General features: G+C 53.0%; 15 protein-coding genes. 2 read left to right on the plus strand and 13 right to left on the minus strand.

Annotation, left to right across the window (positions count from 1 at the left end; genetic code table 11):
* Positions 1-29 precede the first annotated feature (29 nt).
* The gene (locus AURUGA1_RS05465; RefSeq protein ID WP_114129215.1) at positions 30-1097 is read left to right on the plus strand and encodes a phosphotransferase; all 1068 of its coding nucleotides are present in this window, start codon (positions 30-32) and stop codon (positions 1095-1097) included.
* Here AURUGA1_RS05465 and AURUGA1_RS05470 read toward each other — a convergent pair.
* The 11 genes from AURUGA1_RS05470 to AURUGA1_RS05520 form a co-directional block, all read right to left on the minus strand.
* Positions 1037-4246, minus strand: a complete 3210-nt coding sequence (locus AURUGA1_RS05470; protein WP_114129216.1) for an ATP-dependent DNA helicase — start codon at positions 4244-4246, stop codon at positions 1037-1039. The genes AURUGA1_RS05465 and AURUGA1_RS05470 overlap by 61 nt on opposite strands.
* On the minus strand, positions 4243-7404 hold the full coding sequence (locus AURUGA1_RS05475) for an ATP-dependent DNA helicase (protein WP_114129217.1): 3162 nt from the start codon (positions 7402-7404) through the stop codon (positions 4243-4245). The genes AURUGA1_RS05470 and AURUGA1_RS05475 overlap by 4 nt, the downstream gene beginning before the upstream one ends.
* 75 nt (positions 7405-7479) lie before the next feature.
* Positions 7480-8712 carry a hypothetical protein gene (locus tag AURUGA1_RS05480; protein ID WP_114129218.1) on the minus strand — a complete coding sequence of 411 codons (1233 nt, stop codon included), beginning with the start codon at positions 8710-8712 and terminating at the stop codon, positions 7480-7482.
* Between the two features lie 30 nt (positions 8713-8742).
* A complete protein-coding gene (locus AURUGA1_RS05485) occupies positions 8743-9636 on the minus strand; it encodes a glycosyltransferase family 2 protein (protein WP_371412370.1) in 894 nt (297 codons plus the stop codon).
* Complete coding sequence (locus AURUGA1_RS05490; RefSeq protein ID WP_114129219.1) at positions 9629-10426, minus strand: CDP-alcohol phosphatidyltransferase family protein; 798 nt, start codon at positions 10424-10426, stop codon at positions 9629-9631. Before AURUGA1_RS05490 ends, AURUGA1_RS05485 begins: the two co-directional genes overlap by 8 nt.
* A gap of 4 nt (positions 10427-10430) precedes the next feature.
* Positions 10431-11450 carry a glycosyltransferase family 2 protein gene (locus AURUGA1_RS05495; RefSeq protein ID WP_114129220.1) on the minus strand — a complete coding sequence of 340 codons (1020 nt, stop codon included), beginning with the start codon at positions 11448-11450 and terminating at the stop codon, positions 10431-10433.
* 58 nt (positions 11451-11508) lie between these two features.
* Positions 11509-12834, minus strand: a complete 1326-nt coding sequence (locus tag AURUGA1_RS05500) for a S1C family serine protease (protein WP_114129221.1) — start codon at positions 12832-12834, stop codon at positions 11509-11511.
* Between the two features lie 117 nt (positions 12835-12951).
* Positions 12952-13692, minus strand: coding sequence for a DNA alkylation repair protein (locus AURUGA1_RS05505; RefSeq protein WP_205214638.1), 741 nt, complete (start codon positions 13690-13692; stop codon positions 12952-12954).
* A gap of 22 nt (positions 13693-13714) precedes the next feature.
* Positions 13715-14533, minus strand: coding sequence for a hypothetical protein (locus AURUGA1_RS05510; protein WP_162784067.1), 819 nt, complete (start codon positions 14531-14533; stop codon positions 13715-13717).
* Entirely contained in the window at positions 14533-15066 is a 534-nt protein-coding gene (locus AURUGA1_RS05515) for a hypothetical protein (RefSeq protein WP_114129223.1), read from the minus strand. Before AURUGA1_RS05515 ends, AURUGA1_RS05510 begins: the two co-directional genes overlap by 1 nt.
* Before the next feature lie 107 nt (positions 15067-15173).
* Complete coding sequence (locus AURUGA1_RS05520; RefSeq protein ID WP_114129224.1) at positions 15174-16670, minus strand: NCS2 family permease; 1497 nt, start codon at positions 16668-16670, stop codon at positions 15174-15176.
* 168 nt (positions 16671-16838) lie between these two features.
* Between AURUGA1_RS05520 and AURUGA1_RS05525 the strand changes: the two genes are divergently transcribed.
* Positions 16839-17738 carry an alpha/beta fold hydrolase gene (locus AURUGA1_RS05525; protein WP_114129225.1) on the plus strand — a complete coding sequence of 300 codons (900 nt, stop codon included), beginning with the start codon at positions 16839-16841 and terminating at the stop codon, positions 17736-17738.
* On the opposite strand, the gene AURUGA1_RS05530 is transcribed toward AURUGA1_RS05525, so the two are convergent.
* Positions 17735-18466, minus strand: coding sequence for a ZIP family metal transporter (locus AURUGA1_RS05530; protein WP_114129226.1), 732 nt, complete (start codon positions 18464-18466; stop codon positions 17735-17737). The two genes, AURUGA1_RS05525 and AURUGA1_RS05530, sit on opposite strands and share 4 nt — an antisense overlap.
* A 9-nt stretch (positions 18467-18475) precedes the next feature.
* The gene (locus tag AURUGA1_RS05535; RefSeq protein ID WP_240187351.1) at positions 18476-20593 is read right to left on the minus strand and encodes a DEAD/DEAH box helicase; all 2118 of its coding nucleotides are present in this window, start codon (positions 20591-20593) and stop codon (positions 18476-18478) included.
* Between the last annotated feature and the right edge of the window lie 12 nt (positions 20594-20605).

The raw sequence follows: 20605 nt of genomic DNA on the forward strand, positions 1-20605 counted from the left end.
AAGCTCATCCTCGAATTAGCCTGTATTTCATGGCCAGATCTCATATCACTCTAGCGGCGTTGGCTACGGCTGCTGTGCCCGGTTTTGACCCCGTACAAGCCCAAGCTTTCTCCACAGGAATGCATGGTGATTTTTTTGCCGCCATCGTCACTGACGCAGCAGGCCGTGAGCTCATCGTTCGTGTCCCAAACTCTGCTGAGGCAGAGGCTCAATTGGGTGCTGAAAAGTATGCGCTCGAGACAATGACCGCTGGTATCCGCTCTCGTTTGAGCTTTGATGTTCCCACCTTGGTCGGCCGCGCACCGTTGGGCAAAACCTTTGGGCTTGTTTTTGAATTCCTGCATGGAGACCAGTTGACCCTGTCCGATTTCACACCAGAAACGGGCCTGCCAACTTCTATTGGAACCGCGATTGCCTCTATTCACTCGCTGCCGACACACTTTGTTTCAGATGCAGGCTTGCCGACCTTTAGTGCGCAGGAGGTTCAGCGCCAGACTCGTGAGCTCGTTTCTAGAGCACAAGCCACCGCTCTCCTACCAGCTGCCCTGTCAGCCCGTTGGCAAGAGGCAGTTGATGATTCTTCGCTGTGGATGTTTGATCCCACCGTAATTCATGGCTCACTCGGTGCTGATTCCTTTATTGCAGGAACAGACTCAGTCGCTGGTGTTCTTGGTTGGGCTGCACTGCGTGTTGGCGACCCTGCTGCAGATATGCATTGGATCATTAACGCACCCATCGAGGCACAAAACATTGCTTTTGATTCCTATGGCGACTCTCGCCATTCATTGGTCGACCCTAAGCTGCGCCAACGTGCAACTCTTTACTCAGAGCTGGAACTAGCCAAATGGCTACTCCACGGTGTGGAACAAAAGAGCCCAGAGATCGTTGACGACGCCATTGATATGCTTGATCGTCTTGTTGACAGCGTCCACCAGGAGAACACAAACGCAATTGGAACTGACACTGCTCCTGTGTTGACCGTCACCGAGGTTGTTGAGTTACTGGATGAAACTCCTGGGGATGCCGCATCTGGTCGCTATCGCGGCATGGAACCCGTCACGGATGACCAGCGTTCTTCCAATTCACTCTCCGAGTAAATCCGTTCAGGCCTGACGACAGTGTCTTCAGCAACGAAGTAAAAGACTGCATCTATATTTTCTGGAGCCACACCTGACCAGCGTGAGTAAGCCATGCGATAGAGAGCTAACTGGAACTGCTTGAGTTCCAGGTCGGCGGCATCTTTGGGTGCTTTGCCTGTCTTCCAATCCACGATTTCGAAGCGCTTCCCGTTCGAACCTTCAACCTCATAGATTGCATCAATCTTGCAAATGATGATGCTGTTTCCGAAGGGGACGTTCACCTCTAATTCCACGGCAACAGGTTTGCGATGAGCCCATTGTGATTGCTCAAAAATACGCTTGAGCTGGGCTAAGGTCTGCTCATCATGCGTAACACGTGAGAGTTCATCAACACCATCGAGTTCAAACTCTGTTGCGTCAACAAGATCTGGCAGAGAACTCGTGACCGAACGCTGTTCTACCCAGGAGTGAAAGAGGGTTCCCAAGCTTGTTGCCCGGTAGGGACGCTCTGGCAATGGTCTACGTAATAATGTGGCTACTGCTTCAGGGTTTTCAATGAAGTCCTTAAACCGCGAAGCAGGAATACGTTCTGGAAGCGGAATGTCGGCATCTGCAGTGGTTTTGCGGTCACGTTCGGTAAGCAGAAGCTCAATCTCCGAATCCCATGGTGTGGGAGCTGCAGGATTCGCCACATACACTGCCTCAGCGGCCCTCATCACAACATCACGGCGAGAACCCAGAGGATCTAACGGCCAGACAACAGTCTCTTCATCGTCGCCCAGAGGGTTAACTTCATTCCCAGGGGCTACAGGAAGCTCGCGACCAAAGATGCCGGCAGCAGCCAACTCCTGGAGGAAGATTCCTGGAGGTCGTGGGGCGACTTGTCTAGCCCAGAAAGATGCCGATAGCAGTAAGGAGTGCTTGGCTCGCGTCAGCGCCACATAGGCCAATCTGCGCTGTTCGTCGTCATAGCGAACCCGGACTTCTTCTACGAAAGCCTCATAGCTTTCACCCAGCTCAACCTGGGTTGTGGCAGAGCGCCAGTCAAAGACCGGAAGGTGCATTGCATCTCCGCGAAACGGGAAAGGCAACCGTCCAAAACCGAGCCAGTTTTCAGCACGGGTACGATTACCTGGGAGTTCGTCTTTGACCATGCGTGGAATGGCTACCACGTCCCACTCCAGGCCCTTAGCGCCGTGAATAGTCATGATCTGGACTGTTCCCGGCTCAGCAGGTGCTGATTGCGGACTAAGGCGTTCGCGACGTTCTGCTTCTTTGAGCCAACTCAGGAATCCACCAAGAGTGGCTCTGTCTTCACCGTTGACATATGCACTCAGCGGCTCCATAAATGCTTCGAGGCTTGAGAGAGCAGTTGCCGCAGACTCGTTCGCTACCGCTTCGATATCGAGGAGTAATTCTTGTTGCACAATAGTGACCAGCTCACGCAGATCGACACCCACGCGGCGACGCAACCGAGCTATCTGTTCCCCTGCCTGCTTGAGTCGAGTTCTTCCCATGACAGAGAGTTTCTCGAGTGCAGTGTGTGACTCTGGCGCACTGACGACGAAGTCCAGAGCATCAACCAAAGAGGCACCATCTTCGGAGACCACTGAGTTGCGCAATGCAGTGCGAACTTCCTCAGTGAGGCGCTGTTGACGATGATCACGCTCACTCATCCATTTCGAGATCTCACTCAACCCCACGATGTCCTTGGGTGCTATTGCCCAACGTGCACCCGTGAGCAGACGAATGAGCTCTGAATCTGCGGTGGCATCGTGGAGCACGCGCAATGTGCAGACAAGATCAACGATGACAGGTTCATCAAGTAATCCCCCAAGCCCGACCACGTGATAAGGAACCTCGTGCTCATCGAGTGCTCGTTTGAACGGCTCTATGCCTTTGAGTGAGCGACAGAGCATCGCTGAGGTGGTTTCTTCGCTAACGCGTTCCTTCAACCACTGTGCAACGGCATCTGCTTCGTCATAAATAGTTTCGGTAACACTGAGTTCAACCTCCCCCTGTGGTGCGTCAGGTTTAGCTCGAAGCTGTTCGACGGAAACCTGTGTCTTGGCGCTCAATGGACTGACCAACACATTTGCTGCTGCCAGGACACCCACAGGGTTTCGCCAACTCGTTGACAGCGAATAGGTTCTGGTGTTCTCAACACCAGCGCCAAAAGCAGCACCAAACTGTTCGATATTGTCAGCTGACGCTCCACGCCAACCATAAATGGACTGGTGGGGGTCACCCACGGCCATCACAGGAGTCTGAGCAAAAAGAAAACTCAAGAGCTTGGTCTGAACAACAGAGGTGTCTTGATATTCATCGAGCAGAACAACCTTGAATTGGCTGCGGAAATCTGCAACAACGCTGTCAAAGCGGTGACAGATTTCCAGCGCCAATGCGACCTGATCACTGTATTCGATCAGGCCCTGGCGTCGTTTAGCCTCTGAGAATTGAACCGCGAGGTCGACCAGAACAGGAAGGGTTGTTCCCACTTCACGCGCTTTGACCCAGGCGTCAACAGCTGCACTCTTGCGGCTCCCGGGAACGTCTAAGGGCATGTTGACGGTGTGCTCATCCAGAGACCGAGCAAAGGACACAATCTCTGCAGGATCCGCCACATTGTCAGCTATGGCGCGAGATAAGCGCAGGATGGCTTCGGTGAGCACATCCAGGCTCTTGTCGAGGTCAGAGAGGACCTCACCGGTTCCCTCCCGGGCGATTGAACGAGCAAGCTGCCATGCAGCTGCCTCCCCGAGGACAGTGGCATCAGGGTCACGGCCAATGAGTAGTGCGTATTGCGAATAGATCCGATTGGCGAAGGAGTTGTAGGTTGTCACGGTCGCTTGATCAAGCTCGTCCATATCGAGGGGCACGATCTTCTCAGAGACTAGCTTGGCAACACGCTTGCGAATACGTTCGCCGAGCTCACCAGCTGCCTTTCGGGTGAAGGTCATGCCGAGGATTTCATTGACGCTAACCTTGCCATTAGCGATGAGCCACACCACACGGTTCGCCATTGTTTCTGTCTTGCCACTACCAGCACCAGCAATAACCAGTGCTGGCTCAAGTGGTGACTCAATGATTGCTTGCTGTTCTTCTGTGGGAGGGAGCTGCCCTAAACGTTCGGCAAGCTCGAGAGCACTTATCTGGAATTCACTCATGATGCCGACACCGCCGCAGTGGTGTGAATACGGAATTCGTATCTGGTGTGAGGCTTGCCACGCTCTTCTTCAATCACGATGGGGGCAGTGAATTCGTTCCTTGCCATGCCTTCGGCAGCTTTCTCAATACGCTCACGGATTTTCTGAAGTTCGGCCTCGTCATAGGGCTTTTGTTCCATGGCTTTATAGAGCTTGCCCTTGGTGCCGTTGGTGACGTAAATAAGCTTGGCTCCGCCATTAGGTGAGCCTTCAGGAACATCTTTGAGTGCACCCTCGGTCAGTGCCAATTGATAACAGGCGAGCTGGGCATGCTCTGGCAGGTCTTTCACGCGGGGTTCGTATTTGCCTGTCTTCAGATCCACAATGACGACGTGGCCAACAGCATCCTGTTCAATCCGGTCGATGTACCCACGCAGGGTGGCATTACCCAGTTCTAGAGTGAAACCGCCCTCGGTGGCGAGCAGGGTCTTGCCCTCATTCCTAAAATTCTGTAAATATTCGGATACAGCCGCCACCATTTTGCGAACACGCCGCTTTTCTCCCGTGCTGAGCCATTCGGCATCAAAGGAGAGCTCATGCCAGCGCGCATCCACTGCTGCCCAGAGTGAATCAGCGTCGATGGGCTGCCCCTCAGCGCTGGCATCTTCCATCACCTTGTGAACGATGGTGCCAATCCCCTGAGCTGAACTCGAGGTTCTTCCGACGACGGATTCGATAAACCACGCAAGCTGGTTTTGTTCCCAGGTTTCCAATTTGGAGGGGGAAACAGATACCGAGTTTCCCTCAACACTCAAGTCAACCAATGGCGCGCTCGTGGAAGGCTCCCGCAGGCCATACCAATCCGTGGGTGCCGCACCGGGAATCTCAGCAGCTGAGAGCTTGGCCAGTGCACTAGCTAACTGAGCACTGCGCTCAGAAGACTCACCACGACGCAAAGAGAGGGTCAGTGCCCGACGCAGGGAACCGACCAGTCCTCGCAGATTAAGGGGGTATTCCTTAAGCCCATTGCGCTGGGGGTTCTGAACTTCCTCAGAATCCACACCCACAACTGATTCAACTCTGCGCAGAAATGGCGAGGGCAGAGTGTCATCATTTGCCGTTGCGGTCAGGATGACAGATTGCTTCGCCCTGGAGAGAGCCAGGGCAAACATGCGTAGTTCATCATCGAGCACTTCTTTGCGGGATGCTGCAAAGTCAATTTTCACTCCGACAGAGTCACCGAGAAGATCTTGGGCGTGAAGTAAGGAACCTCGTGGACGCAGATTAGGCCATAGGTTCTCTTGAACCGCAGCAATAGCCACAACTTCAAACTCGGCACCAATCAATGCAGATGGCGTGCACACCACAACAGCATCGGCCTGCGCTTGCGGCGCCAAAGTGTCTTCAGGAACATCAGCCTCGAGCAATTCAGCAATAAAGTCGGCAGCTGGTCGATCTGGATATCGTTCGACATAGCGTTTAGCTGAGGTGAATAACGCCATTACACCATCGAGATTGCGATTGGCATCGTCAGCAATGAGCCCAGCACTGAGCGCTTCAGTACCCCAGGTTTTGGCCAGACCGCTGCGTTCCCACGTGGTCCACAGCAGTTCCTCAATGGAATTACCGTGAGCGATCTGAGCTCGAAGAATCTGAAGAGTCTCCGAAAACCGTGCAGCACGACGTGCGGGAGCGAAGTCGAGAGTGACCAAATCTGCTGGGTTTTCTAGCGCAGCAATAAGGAGTTCTTCACCTGTGCGCACTCCACCTGAGGCAAGTTCGTCGTGGCGCAGGGCCAAGCGAAGCCTCCTAAGTTCCAGCACTGTGAGGCCCACCATCGGCGAAGTCAGCAAATCATTGGCGACATGAGGAGTAATTTCCATACGCCCCATCGCCACTGCAATTGCCGCAATGAGATTTAGAGCTGCAGGGTGTTCCTTCAATGAACGTTCTGACAACAATGTTCTAGTGGGAACCTCAGCAACAGCCAAAGCCCTGGCAACCTGGGGAACAAGTGAGCTGGTGCGCACAACCACGGCCATCTGGGACCACGGTGTTGACCCCAAGATGTGGCGTTCACGCAACTGACGAGCGATAGCCGTGGTTTCGGTTACTCGAGAACTGCGTTCCAGAACCTGCACAGGAGAGGAAACGGCATCTTCAACGACAGAGAGTGCCTTACGTTGAGCGCCCGCTTCTGCAGAACCCATCTGTGTCATCTTGCTCACGGCAGCGCGAATCTGTGGACCGTGTCGGTAAACACAATCTAAAACTAATGACTGTGCACGTTCTGATGGAATTCCTAGTTCAACCGCAAATCTTCCAAGGAAATTGGGCACCGCACCACGGAACGTGGTTGAGGTGATGTCAGGGTCTCCAAAGACGGTCACGGGAACACCTCTGCGAGCAAAAGCCTGGAGCATGCGCACTGCACCGTAGGTCAACTCCTGAGCATCGTCGACCACTACAAGCTCCACGTCGGGCATCACAGTTGAGTTGGCGAGCGCGTTGGCACCGATGGCCAAGATTTCAGAGGAATCGAAGGATTCTGTTCTAAATCCCGCGATGACTTCTCTGTATTCGGTCCAGAATGCGGCAGCTGCGACCCATTCGGGATGTTCGCGTGTAACTCCCTGAGAACGGAGGTCTTCGGGAGTCCAGCCCATCTCTGTGCTGCGAGCAAAAAGGTCACGTAATTCGCTGCGGAATGCCCGTCGCTGTCGAACTTCAGGTACAAGTGGGTTTGGCCAGACTGGGCCAGAGCCATCTTCGATGTGGCCAAGGAGTAATTCAGCGATGATGCTGTCCTGTTCACTACCGGTGAGCATTCGAGGTGCTGCTTGTCCTGTGGAGAGCGCATGCTCTTGGGCAAGTGCAAAAGCGAGAGAACCCGGAGTACGAGCAAGGGCGCCATTGGTTGCCAAACCCAGGCGCAAACCGAGAGAGTTTCTCAAACGTCCGGCAGCCACACGGTTTGGAGTAAGCACGACGATGTTGTCAGGGTTTGTTCCCGCCGCCACGCGTGTAGCGATGAATTCGGCAAGAACAGTTGTCTTCCCAGTACCTGGTGCTCCCAGGACGACAGCAGATTGATTTGTTGGAAGAGCGAGAACCTGAGCCTGCGAGGCATCGGGGACAAAAAGGCGTGCAGGGGCAATTTCACGCTGCACAAACCCCATCTTCGCCACATCCCTAAGCTACTGGGAACCACGGACAATCTCGGCGTAAACAAGCCGAAGTAATGCGATTGAGAATTAGTCTGCTGCGTGAATTGCTGCTTGCTTTTCCCACTCGTTCATCAAGTGGGCAATCGCGTCATGAAAACGTTGCGTAGGCACACCGGGAGTAATGTCGCCAAAGTAGTGTTTGCACCATCGGGCTAAGCGCTCTTGGGCTGCAGGATCGTGTTCAATCACATCAATCTGGGAGACAATATTTCCGGCAGCTTCAGCATCCAGCCATTCACAATCGCTGAGATATCCACCCTCATCAATTTCTGCAGCGGTGTTGACTGGTCGGGTAATGATCAGTGGTTTTCCTGCAGCCAAACGGTCATAAACCATTGCTGAAATATCGACGACGGCCATATCGGCAACTGAGAGCTGCCACCCCAGTTCAGCTCCCTCATCAATGATGTGCTTGGCCTGAGGGTCATGTGAGTTAGCTCTGCGCAGAAGTGATTTGATCTGATCGTTTGCTTGACCGTATTCAAAGTCGACTGCTCCACTTCGAGGGTGCGGGCGATAAATCACACGATGACGGCCTGTGGCAATGAGGGCTTCGATCAGAGCAAGGCCGTGAGATTGGATAGAACCATAGGCGGCCGCCGGGCGGTCTCCCTCCCAGGTCGGGGCATACAAGATAACCTGACGCTCATCGGGATCAAACGGAATAGCCCCGGTATAGTGATCTGCTTGCGGACGGCCAATAGCAATGGCGCGCTTGTCAAAGTCGTAATCCCACAGCACGCGACCCAAGCGTTCTCGTGCTGCATCGCCAGCAATCAGGCTGTAGTCGTAGGCCTTGAACTGATTGGTGGTCATATACATCTTGTCGGATTCGCCGTGATTGATGAACACATGCCACCGCTGACCGTATCTGAACATTTGGAAGTTACGCGCGTTCTGATTCACGTAAAGAATGACACGCAAATCCTGGTCCGCAATGAACTCTTCGAGATCAATCACGGTTCGCACATACGCCACGGGAACCGGTGATTCGTCCAACATTTTCAGAGCCCCGAGAGTATTCCTGCTCAAGATCACCACGGGCCATGTCTTGGCCAGAACCTCTAGCGGTTTGTACCACTGACGTACCTGATAGAGGTTAACTTCTCCGTCGGCAAAGTAGACACCTACTTTGAACTTACCGGGGGTAAATTCGGGCTGCTGCGCTAACTTACGCGCAAGTTCTTTGCGTCGTAATCGACCCTGAACAGCATTGCTGAGCAATGTTGCCGCAGAGCGCGCATCTTGAAACAAACCCATACGTTAAACCTAACCTGCCAATTGGGTGAATTAGAGAATGGGGAAACGACCAGCACGGGTCATCCGCCACACCGTGAACCATCGCATCCCCACGCGACCACCAGGGTTGGTGCGCCAACCTTCACCCCAGCCGCTCAACCATGCTCCTAAGCCTTGGCCACGCTGACGAAATGAACGTACCAGCTGAACCCCGGTCCAGGAGAGAACGTAGAAGGGAACAAGAGCCCACGGAAGATTACGTTTGGCAAGCCACACACGGTTGCGAGCATTGAGGCGGTAGTAGGTGGAGTGCCGCGTGGGACTGGTCACTGGATGATGAACGACTAGTTCACCGCAGTACCAGACCTTCTTTCCCGCATTCCAGGTGCGCCAAGCCAACTCGATACCCTCATGGGCATAAAAGTAGGGATCTCCCCATCCGCCAATTTGGTCAAAAACCCGTCGTGGCATCACCACTGCTGCTTCCAGCACCGAAAACACGTAACTGGACTGTTTGGGGTCTCCCTTACGCAGCCGAGGAATCCAGCGAGTGGGGGTTTGTTCACCACTGGGATCAGTTATTCGGGGCTGTATCAAACCCAAGTCTGGATCTGCCCTGAAAAGCGAGAGTGCGTTATGAAGAAAAAGTCCGTCCGCAAGTTCAGCGTCATCATCGAGGAAGAAGATGTATTCCCCGCTCACCTGTCGTGCTCCGGCGTTACGGCCTGCAGGAATACCCACATTTTCTGGGAGGAAAATTCCTCGGACGCCCCCGGGGAGGAATTCGGGACGGCATCCGTTTCCGACCACCACAACATCCAGCTCAACAAGTCGTTGGGCAAGCACACTGCGCACAGCGCGGCGCAACTCTTCTGGACGTTCGCCCATCGTGAGCACCACGACGCCCACCTTAGGTCTGGCGCCGAAGTTTGTGCGTCTAAGCAGCCCTGACACGTGAGCTCGTCATAATGGCGATGAAGTGACCGATAATTGCAAGAATCGACAACGGTAGGAGTACTGCAACCAAGATTTGACTGATCAGCAGCTGCCCTACGAAGATTCCAACCAGCGCAGCGACGAAAGCAATAATGGTCAGCTCAACCGAGTGATAGATCCGGTGGAATGGAACAAAACGTGCCATTCTGCGCAATTTGGCTACGACACCTGGAAGTGGTGCATTCGCCCCTTTGGCGTCGGCCAATTTGGGTAAATTAGACATCGCTCTGGCAACCCGAACCAAATCGTTGAGCACCTTGTTCAACACAATCACGATGGACAGGAAAGCCCCCAGTGCAACCCACATCCAGTCGATGGGACGGCTTCCATCAGCAAATCCTGCCGCACGCAGACCAAGAGCAAGAGGAATCAATGCCTCGGTTGTGTAGTGACCCACGGCATCAAGGAAATGACCGGCGGGGCTCTTGGTCTTTCGCCACCTCGCAACTTCTCCGTCACAGCAGTCAATGAGCATCTGCAACTGTCCGAGGATGAGCGCCAGAACAGGACCCCATATCCCAGGAATGAGTAAAGCAGCAGCAGTGGCCCAGCCGGTAAAGATCATCAGGCCAGTAACACCATTGGCTGAAATGGAAGTCTTGAGCAACATCCACGTGACATAGGGAGATAGGTCACGTAGGTACAGGTGAGCAACCCAGTGCTCTGCGTTAGCTCGTGTGCGAACTTCGGGCGGCTGAGTAACCTCGCGCAGCTGAGCTAAAGAGGTGGGTTTCTCCACGTTCTTACCTTCCGCTTTTGCCGGCGATATTCGAGGTGAGTCTGGTGTAACTCATGATGAAACCTACACCCCATGCGAAGTGAATGCAGGGAAGTACGAGGGGAAACCACAGCATTGCCCGTGCCCCTATGCCGCGTCCATAAACCAGAGTTGAAAGAACAACAAAGGCAACATAAACACCGGGAACGACCCAGCCAAGATCAAAACCTAATAGACCAGCAAGAATTCCTAGGATGGTCGCCATAACCATGACCGGCGGAACAAAGTAGCGCAGGCCGCTTCCATATCGACGGGAAAGTTCACCGCGCCATAAGCCGGTGGAATACATCTGCTTCAGCAGCGCTTTCACAGAGGTACGTGGACGATAAACCACCTTGAGTTTGGGTGTAAACCACACCAGCCCACCAGCATCACGGAATCGGCGGTTGAGTTCCCAGTCTTGACCGCGGCGAATTTCTTCGTTGAACATACCCACAGTGAGCAGGCTCTCCCGATTGAAAACACCCAAGTAAACAGTGTCAACTGGGCCTTCTTTTCCCCCAACGTGAAAGGGTGTTCCCCCCAGACCGACTTTGGTGTCATACGCCCTGGCAACTGCCTTTTCAAAAGGTGTGGTTCCCTGGGCGTCCATGATGCCGCCGACGTTATCTGCCTGAGTGCGCAACAGGGTCTCCACGGCGATGCTGGCGTAGTCCTTGGGTAAGACAGAGTGAGCGTCAACCCGAATCACGATGGGGTATTGCGAGGCTTTAATCGCCAGATTCATTCCCACAGGTGTTGCCGCTGCTGGATTGTCGACGAATTGAATACGTGAGTCTTCAGCACACATCTGCGCCACGAGCTCGTTGGTGCCATCTGTGCTGGGTCCTAACGCAAGGGTGACTTCCATCGGTCCTGCATAGTCCTGCTCCAGCAAGCTCTGCACGGCAGCACGAATGTGGGTGACCTCGTTGAGTACAGGCATGACATAAGAAACACCCGGCAGAGGGGTGGCTGGGATGGGCGCTGAGCCAAGAGCAGACATGGGGTCCTTTGAATGAAGGCCGAGTTCTAGAGTATCAAGACCTCGGCCTTCTATGCCCTTAGCTGAGGGTGCCGAGCTGCACCTTCAGCGTCTGAGTCTTACCGCCCCGGTTCACCACGACGGTCGCGTCGGAGCCACCTGGAGCGTAACGAACCTGAGCGGTGAGATCATTTGCATCTGTTATGCGAACACCATTGAACTGGGTCACAATGTCTCCAGCCTTGATGCCACCCTTCTGAGCTGCACCGCCATCAACTACTTCCTCGATGTAGGCGCCAACCGCGGTACTTCCATCCTTGGCAGCAGCATCAGAGACCTGGGCTCCCAGAAGGCCATGAGAGGCCTTCTGGTTTTCAATTAATTCAGTGGATACACGCTTGGCCAAGTTAGAAGGCAGAGCAAAGCCCACGCCGATGCTTCCAGCCTCGCTTCCTCCGGCACTTGCAATGGCGACGTTAATTCCAATCAAACGTCCCTTGGAATCAAGCAAAGCGCCCCCAGAGTTTCCAGGGTTGATTGCTGCGTCAGTTTGAATAACGGGAATAGAAATAGCTGCACTCTGGGACTGCCCCTGGGAGGGAGTTAGGCCTTGGCCAAAGTCAAAATTGAAAGGGTTGTCGCTGCCACCCGAGTTTCCTGAATCAGATCCTGAAGAATCAGGAGCTGCAGAACTTGCAACCTGAATGGAGCGGTTGAGTGCAGAAACAATACCTGTCGTAACCGTTCCTGCCAGACCCAGTGGAGCGCCGAGCGCAATGGTCAAATCTCCCACATTAAGTTTGCTGGAATCAGCCCATTCAATAGGAATGAATGGACCGGTTCCCTTGATTTTCAGAACTGCCATGTCCACAGTGGGGTCAGTTCCGACGATGGTCGCGGGATAGATGTTGCCCTCGTTGTCCTGCACAGTAATGTCAGCAGTATTCGACGCTCCATCCAACGTCACCACGTGGTTATTGGTGAGGACATAGCCCTCTTCATTCAAGATCACGCCAGAACCCGTTCCAGCCCCAGCATCACCAGTAACAGAAATAGTGACGACGCTCGGTGAGGCCTTGGCAGCAACCGCGGTAACCGCATTGACGTCATCGGTGTCATTGATAGTGATGCCCTGGACGGCAGAAGGAGTTGCGGTTGTGGAGTTTTGACCGGTAAAGAAAACAGCTGCTCCTGCACCCGCGATACCTCCGACGAGAGCGGCAGCTACCGCAACAGCAACGAGGGGCAGAGCTTTGTTTTGCTTGCCAGCTTGTACTCGTGCAGGGCCAACAAAGGTCTCAGGAATCACCTGCTCCGGCACAGGAGAGGCCGGAGGTGGGGTTGTCCCTTCTCCTACTTTGGGGAAGAAATACTCTGGAACACCTTTATCGTTGTTCTCGGTCATGCGAGAAACTCCTTTCACGTCCCATCAGCATTACCTATCAATCTGTGGGATTGCTATGCCCTGGCTGAGTGTTGTCTGAGTGTTTGCTCAGCGCAAAGAAGGCACTGGAATGCGTCTCTAGGCTAACAGTGACTTCATACCCAGATAATGTTTACGTTCTGATTCCCTCAGTTTTTCAATGGCATATCTCAACATTGTTCGAGGCATTGTTGCCGCATATTTATCGAGAAAGACTCGCAAGACTTTCTCGTCTCGGATAGCCACTTCGCGAAGCATCCACCCTGTTGCTTTGTGAATGAGGTCATGAGTATCAGTGAGCAACATCTCACACAGTGTCACAGTGGGATGGAAAATTCCCTGTCTGATCAACGCCGAGGTAAACATCACAGCACTTCGTCGCTCCCAGAGATTCTCTGAAGAAGCGAGCTCAATCAGCAGATCCATGTAATTGTCAATTGAAGTCAGATATCCGCCAACATACGGAGCACAGGAATCAACTAAGTCCCAGTTATTGACTTTTCCTTGAGCTACCAGCGAGAGATAAACATCAAAGAGCTCACCTTGCTGGACAATACTTTTTGATCTCTTGAACTGGCCAGCCAACAACTGAACAGCACACAAACGATGTTCATGGATGGGTGATTGCGCCAACTCCACAATCTCCGCAGGTGATAGATCACGAAAATTCTTTCCCACCTCACGAACGACAGGGACACGAACACCGATAAATACATCACCCTCGCCATACTCCCCCGGGCCGGTTTTGAAATAGCGCTGTGAGTGCTGGGCAATGACAGGGTCAGCATGGCTTTGTAACTCATCAATAAGGGAGAGGACTTGAGGGCTGAAGCTTGTCACACCCTCACGTTAGTGCACCGAACTAGCGACAGGTTTGAGAACCACGAGCATTATTGCAGTCCCGTGCAGCGAGGACAGTATCCGCACTCTGCACAGTAGTTACCAATGCCGTGGCAGCGCTGGATACTTCACCTGAAACCGGAATCCACGCACCCCCACCAATTCGATATTCTGCTCCATATCGGACAACAACAGTGGTGGTGAAGCTCCCCTCTTGCCGATAGATATGGCTTGTCGCCGTAGGAGAAAACTCTCGCACTCCCAGCGCATCCCATCGTGCTCCGGGAACAGCTGTGCTGTTTGTTGAACCATCGCCGTAGTTCCAGTCATATGCATGAGGTGTAAACCTCACTTCAGCACTGCGGCCAAACAAACTGCCACCGACCACGTGTGTGGATGCCCCCGCAATGAAGTTGGTATCAAGATTCACAACAGTCCATCCACGTGGTTGAGAAACAAGTGAAGCTTGCTGAGGAACAAAGTTTGCCAGGTCTTCTAGCGTGATGGGGTCAAAGCTTGCGGGAGTAACTGCCGGAGGTTTCGGCTGAGACTTACAGCTGGCTACCGTTGCTAATCGAGCCATGCAGTTGAAAGTAATAGTTCCGTTGGGATAGTAGGGAACCTGCTTTCCACTTCGGGTTGGTGTATTACTACCCGAAGGAGTCACAACCTCAGTACTTCCGCCTGGAGTTGAAGATCGTGACCACACGTCAACGGTGTTGTTTTTTATTTGGGCGCCACTGCAACTTCCCACAAAAGAAGCAGCTGACGAACATCCAGTGTTTGCCGCGAAAGCTACCTGGTTAGCCGCTAGCGAAAACAATAAAGTGATCAACGGCACTAACAGAAATTTTCGCCGGTCCATGTCTCACTCGAATTGATAATCAACTTCTTTTGGTCCAGCACTTTGAAAGAAACGAGAAGAGGCAATCTTTCTAGACGATCAGATAGGTCAACCTCAGATTCATCCGCATTTAGAACTTTCGTCTGTGAGTGATCAACGCACAAATAGACAGAAATTTCAATTGAATTGGATTCTTGTAAATGCATTGAATCAAAGGAAGAACTACCTGTTCCTCGCCAGCCATTCGCTTGAAAAACACTAAATCCTTCTGACTCCTGGTCGAACATTGATGGAGAAACCAATTCCTTCATTGGCTCTGGCTTATTCCCTCCATCAGCAAGGATCTGATCAGAAACAGATAGATACTCCGCATATGCGGCTTGTGCCGCTGAAAGTGCTTCCTCATCCGAGGCAAAAGCCGGAGCTTGTTCAACCGCTGAGGAAGTTGGAATTGGCTCGGATGCCGTGGTTGAACACCCAACAAGAGTGAGCGATGCAATAGATATCGCAAGAACAGGTATGAAACGCATTCTGAGAACCTACAGATTAAGAATCAGGTGGTTCCTGAGTTATCCACACCACAAGTTAAACGAAAGTGGGGAGAGCCATTGGCTCTCCCCACTTATGGTTTTTTTGACTAGCCGCCGAAAGCTGCAGTCAATGGTGCTGAGAGGAAATACAGCACGAATCCTGCTGCAACGATCCACAGGATAGGGTGAATTTCTTTACCCTTACCCGCGAATGCGCGAACGACCACCCAGGTGATAAAGCCAATACCAATACCGTTTGCGATGGAGTAGGTGAAAGGCATCATGATGATGGTCAAGAAGGCAGGGAACGAAATGCTCCAGTCCTTCCAGTCAATGTCAACAACCTGAGACATCATGAGGGCACCAACGATAACCAGTGCAGCAGCACCAACCTCGATGGGGACAACAGAAGTCAGAGGTGCGAAGAACATTGCAACGAGGAACAGCACACCGGTGACAATGTTAGCCAGACCGGTGCGAGCACCGCCGGCAATACCCGAAGCAGACTCGATGTAAACAGTGTTGGAAGAGGTTGAGGTGAATCCACCGACAACAGCACCAGCACCTTCAACAACCAGTGCGGACTTCAGACGTGGGAAGTTTCCATCCTTGTCAGCAAGGCCAGCCTGCTTTGACAGGCCGGTCATGGTTCCCATTGCGTCGAAGAAGTTCGAGAACACGAGGGTGAAGATGAGCATGATCGCAGCAAGTGCACCAATGCGCTCAAACGATCCGAACAGATCTACTTCACCGATTGTGGAGAAGTCTGGAACAGCAAAGATGCTGGTAGGCAGACCAGGAATGGTGGTGTCCCAACCGAAGGGGGTTACGAACTCACCGTTAACGAACTTTCCACCAACCTTGAAGATTGACTCCGCAATAATCGCGATGATGGTTGTTGAGATCAAACCAATCAGGATTGCTGCACGAACGCGTAGAGCCATCAGAACGGCAATGGTGAGAACACCAATGATGAAGATGGTGGTGGGAAGACCAATTCCGTGATCAGTTCCAACTCCAAGTCCAACAGGAACAGGACCTGCGTCGGTGCGACGAACAAGACCACCGTCGACTAGACCGATAAATGCGATGAACAGACCAATACCAACTGTGATTGCGGTCTTCAGTGCTGGAGGGACTGCGGTGAAAATCATGGTTCGAAGACCCGTCACGGCGAGAATCAAGATGATGATACCGTCGATGACGACCAGACCCATGGCCTCCTGCCAGGTGACATCCTTCACAATGGTGACCGCGAGGAATGAGTTAATACCCAGTCCGGCGGCGATGGCGAATGGCAAACGAGCCACAAAACCAAACGCGATGGTCATCAAACCAGCAGCCAAAGCTGTTGCACTGGCTACTGCCTGCGGTGCAAATTCAAATGCTTCTGCGGATCCGCCGCCGATGACGTTGCCGTTAACGTCAGGGCTGAATGCCAAGATGATGGGGTTCAGGATGATGATGTAAACCATCGTCATGAAGATGACGAGACCGCCACGGAATTCGGTACCAATTGTGGACCCACGCTTGGTGATTTCGAAATAGCGATCGAGTGTTGCTGCGAAGCCAGACTTCGGCTTCTCGGTGGTCGACGACGACAAACCGTTCTCCTTTTTGAAGTAGGGATGAGGGAACTACAGCCTTCACACTATCGTGGCTGAGAATTTGCCTAGAGTTTTTTCCCGGCAAGTCTTAACCACTACTTGAGGTGAATTTTCTTGAGACTGGCACTACATGTGGTGCTTGGCGACCTGACGTAGTCTTGATACATGAGCACCCTGCGCACCCCAAACGGCATAGATCTTGAAGCACAAGGGATTACTCCTGATCGACAACTGCCTTCACGCGCTCACCGTAAAGTCGTCGCCATAGACGGATATGACTTAGCCACGATTCGAATCGATGCAGTTGGGCCAGTTCGTGGCACCGCTGTCTTAGTACCGGGGTACACCAGTAATGCAGACACCTTCAATTGCATTTTGGAGCCTTTATCCCGACGCGGGTACAACGTTGTTTCTTTTTCACAACGCGGACAACACCTCTCTCGAGGACCCAACGATGTCCATGAGTATTCACTGCAAAGACTTGGCGCAGATATTCACGAGCTCATCACCGCAATGAACTTGGGGCCACGCGTTCACCTCGTGGGCCACAGTTTCGGTGGTGTTGTGTCCATCGAGGCAGTACTTCACAACCCCGATGCTTTTGAAAGCTTGACCATGTGGAACTCTGGCCCTGAATGTATGGGTGGCGATATTGAATCCCAGCGCCGCGCTCTACTGGAATATGGCCCCCGTGCTTTTTATCTCTCCACACGCATTGCTGCCGGCTTAGACCCTGATGCAGATATCAAGGGTGAACTAAACGTAGTTGAGCAGTACTACTACGACCGTTTGATGGGAACCAACCCAGCTCAACTTGAAGCCGGGATCACCATCCTGGCGAACCAAGTCAACAAGACTGCGCAGCTCAAGGCCACCGGCGTTCCCGTGCTGGTCTCCCACGGTGCCAACGATGACGCGTGGCCAATCCCGATGCAACGCGAAATGGCTGAAGAACTTGAGGCTGACTACTGGGTTATCGCACATGCCGGACATTCTGCTCACGCAGATCGTTCCCACACATCTGCCGAGTTACTCGCCACCTTCTGGGACGAACACTTACGCTAAACCAGTTCGTGAATGACCAAGCTAACTAAGAAGCCGAAGGTGACAAGCAAACCAGTGTAGTTGTGTGCTTTGCGGAAAGCCTCAGGAATCATGGTGTCAGTAACCATGGCCAACATTGCTCCAGCAGCAAGTGAGGTAATAAAGCCCGTTGTTTCTGCGGAGGCATCCGCCAAGATTGTGAAGCCAAGCAAGCTGGATACTGCAGCCGCAATCGCAATGCCTCCCCATAACGTAAAAACATACCGAGCCGATTTCCCAGCGGACTTAAACTCAGCCGTGCTGGATAGACCTTCGGGGAAGTTCGATATGGCAACCGCAATAAGGATAGGGATGCTGACCCCTTGACCACCCACCATTGACAGTCCAAGGACCATAGATTCGGGAACGCCGTCAAGCAACGCACCTATGGCAATTCCTGTGCCTGTTCCGGGGTGTTCTCCTGTGCCTCGACGGTTACGTGCATTGCGATAATCAAGCCAAATATTGGCAAATACGTAGATGAGTGCACCCACGGCAAAGCCAGAAATGGTGGGCCACACGCCAGCTTCCGTTATTGCTTCACCGACAAGGTCAAAGGCAAGTGCAGAAATCAAAACCCCCGCACCAAAAGCCATAATGCTCACAACGACCTTGCTCGGCACCCTGACATACCAGGCAACAAGGGCGCCCACGAAGAGCATTCCGCCGGCAAATAAACCGGCGAGCGCGGCGGTGAGCCATTCAAACATGACTACAGGCTATGCGTATTGAGATTCGATTGCACGTGTCAGGATGTGCACGAGAGCATCAAGCTGAATGGAGTCTTGTGAACCAGGCTCAAGCTCTTCGCCCTCCAGCGCGCGGGCCGCGAGGCCGCGCTTGCTATCGATGAGTTCTGCGATCTTCGCGTCGATTGTTTGTGCAGCGATGATACGCCAAGCGGTAACAGGCATTTCTTGACCAATACGGTGAACGCGGTCTATTGCCTGGGTCTGCTCTGCTGCAGTCCACGACAATTCAGCCAACACCACGTTGGAGGAGGCCTGCAGATTCAATCCAACCCCGGCAGCAGTGAGAGAACACACGGCAACCTGGACAGAATCATCCTTGTTGAAAGCATCAATTGCTTCTTGGCGTGCAGCAGTGGACTGGTCCCCACGAATCGAGACGGATTTAATTCCCTGAGCTGCAAACGCGCGTTCTGCCGTGTCCATGACATCGATGTGCTTGGCAAAAAAGACCACCTTGCCCACTGAGCGAGCAAGCTGGGCGGCATAGTCGGAGGCAAGTCCGGCCTTGGCCTGACCAATCTTGCGAACCATGGTGAAGACGTTATCTCCGGTCTTCTGTCCCTTGGACTCATCAAGTTCTTGCTGCGCCACCATGCGGATCAGTTCAGCCGTTGAGCCACGGAAGTTGCCCGAGACGGTCAAGCGCTTGTAACGCTCAAGCAAACGGTGAGCCAGCTCTGCCTCGGCAGCCTTGATGGAGTTACCCAGCTCATCATCGAGTTCAACAGGGAGATCAACCACACGCTTAGCTGGAAGATCTTTCGCCACGTCAATCTTGCGACGGCGAACAATACCCATGGAGATGACTGTCTCTCGTGCTGCAGCATAGAAGCCTTGATCTGCTGGGGTGAGACCTGTCGCTTCAAGTTTGGCGGTGAGTTCAGCCGAAGGCTTTTCTCCCTCTATCCACCCGAGGAACTTCCAGATAGCCCGGAAGTCATCAATATCGTTGATCAGAGGCGTACCTGTCAGAGCAATGCGCAGTGGATTGTGGCCAGGAGTGCGTGCCACGATGCGCTCTGACAGAGCCAACACGTGCTTGGAACGCTGTGAGGTTAGGTTCTTGATGAAGTGTGCCTCATCAACAACCATTCCTTTGAAGCCCATCTGACCAATCCACGATAGGTGGCGGTCAAGAACTTCGTAGTTCACGATAAACACATCTGCAAAAGCATCAACATCGGTACCATCACCGTGAATCACAGTGGCTTTGCGACCAGGGATCCACCGCTCAACTTCACGAGCCCAGTTCATTTTCACCACATTGGGCACGATGGCCAACAGTGGGAAAGCGTTTGCCATGGAGGCAGCAATCAAACTTTGTGCCGTCTTTCCCAAACCAGGCTCATCGGCGAGCAGGAATGTACGGTGACCTTCTCGCACACTTTCGATAAAGCGAATCTGGTGGGGCATGAGTTCACGCCCGGGAGGCGAGTAACGATCAAATTTGGGAACCTTGGGCATGTTCATGCAGGCAGAACCCCCACCTGCACCTGTTTCAAATGACTTGAACAAGGGACCCAACAATTCCCAGTTCGATAAACGAAGAACTGGAATAGATCCGGTGGAAACCTTGCTGAAATCAGGTTCCAGGAAAGGATTTGATTTCAAGCGAGCTTTCACAGACTGAGGAAGGACCTGCTTCTCTGCAAGTTCTGGAGCAAACTCTTCAACAGGCTTTGGAACCTCAGTGGTAATGATGAGATCTTCAGGGTTGATCTCTGCACCAGATTCAACAAGCCAGTCCCGGCGCATTTTCTGCGCCACAGGACTGGTGGCGTGGTCTACTTCAAGTAGTTGAATGAGCGAGGTGTCGCGCGCAGCAGTCTTTGCCAAAATGGTGGCCACACCATCAAGGCGTTTGAGTTGTTCTGCACGTGCTGAATCAGTGAGGCTGGTGTCAGCTTTGACACGTGCACGCTCTTCGCGCACGAGAAAAGCGATGACTTGAAACTTGGTGCGGTTGGTTGGTCCAACCTTCTTCCCTGTTTGTGCCTTAGCCTCAACTTCACGAACCTTGCGAGCGAGGATAGGGATTAACCCAGAATTATCCAGGGTGTTACGACGAGTGCCTGTGCGGGCCACATTGTCTCCATG

It is taken from the genome of Aurantimicrobium sp. MWH-Uga1 (assembly GCF_003325955.1).
In the GTDB taxonomy this organism is placed as follows: Bacteria; Actinomycetota; Actinomycetes; order Actinomycetales; family Microbacteriaceae; genus Aurantimicrobium.

Coding starts and splice junctions, on each gene's coding strand:
- AURUGA1_RS05465 (WP_114129215.1), top strand. CDS start 30: ATGGCCAGATCTCATATCACTCTAGCGGCGTTGGCTACGGCTGCTGTG.
- AURUGA1_RS05470 (WP_114129216.1), bottom strand. CDS start 4,246: ATGAGTGAATTCCAGATAAGTGCTCTCGAGCTTGCCGAACGTTTAGGG.
- AURUGA1_RS05475 (WP_114129217.1), bottom strand. CDS start 7,404: ATGGGGTTTGTGCAGCGTGAAATTGCCCCTGCACGCCTTTTTGTCCCC.
- AURUGA1_RS05480 (WP_114129218.1), bottom strand. CDS start 8,712: ATGGGTTTGTTTCAAGATGCGCGCTCTGCGGCAACATTGCTCAGCAAT.
- AURUGA1_RS05495 (WP_114129220.1), bottom strand. CDS start 11,450: ATGTCTGCTCTTGGCTCAGCGCCCATCCCAGCCACCCCTCTGCCGGGT.
- AURUGA1_RS05500 (WP_114129221.1), bottom strand. CDS start 12,834: ATGACCGAGAACAACGATAAAGGTGTTCCAGAGTATTTCTTCCCCAAA.
- AURUGA1_RS05515 (WP_114129223.1), bottom strand. CDS start 15,066: ATGCGTTTCATACCTGTTCTTGCGATATCTATTGCATCGCTCACTCTT.
- AURUGA1_RS05525 (WP_114129225.1), top strand. CDS start 16,839: ATGAGCACCCTGCGCACCCCAAACGGCATAGATCTTGAAGCACAAGGG.
- AURUGA1_RS05530 (WP_114129226.1), bottom strand. CDS start 18,466: ATGTTTGAATGGCTCACCGCCGCGCTCGCCGGTTTATTTGCCGGCGGA.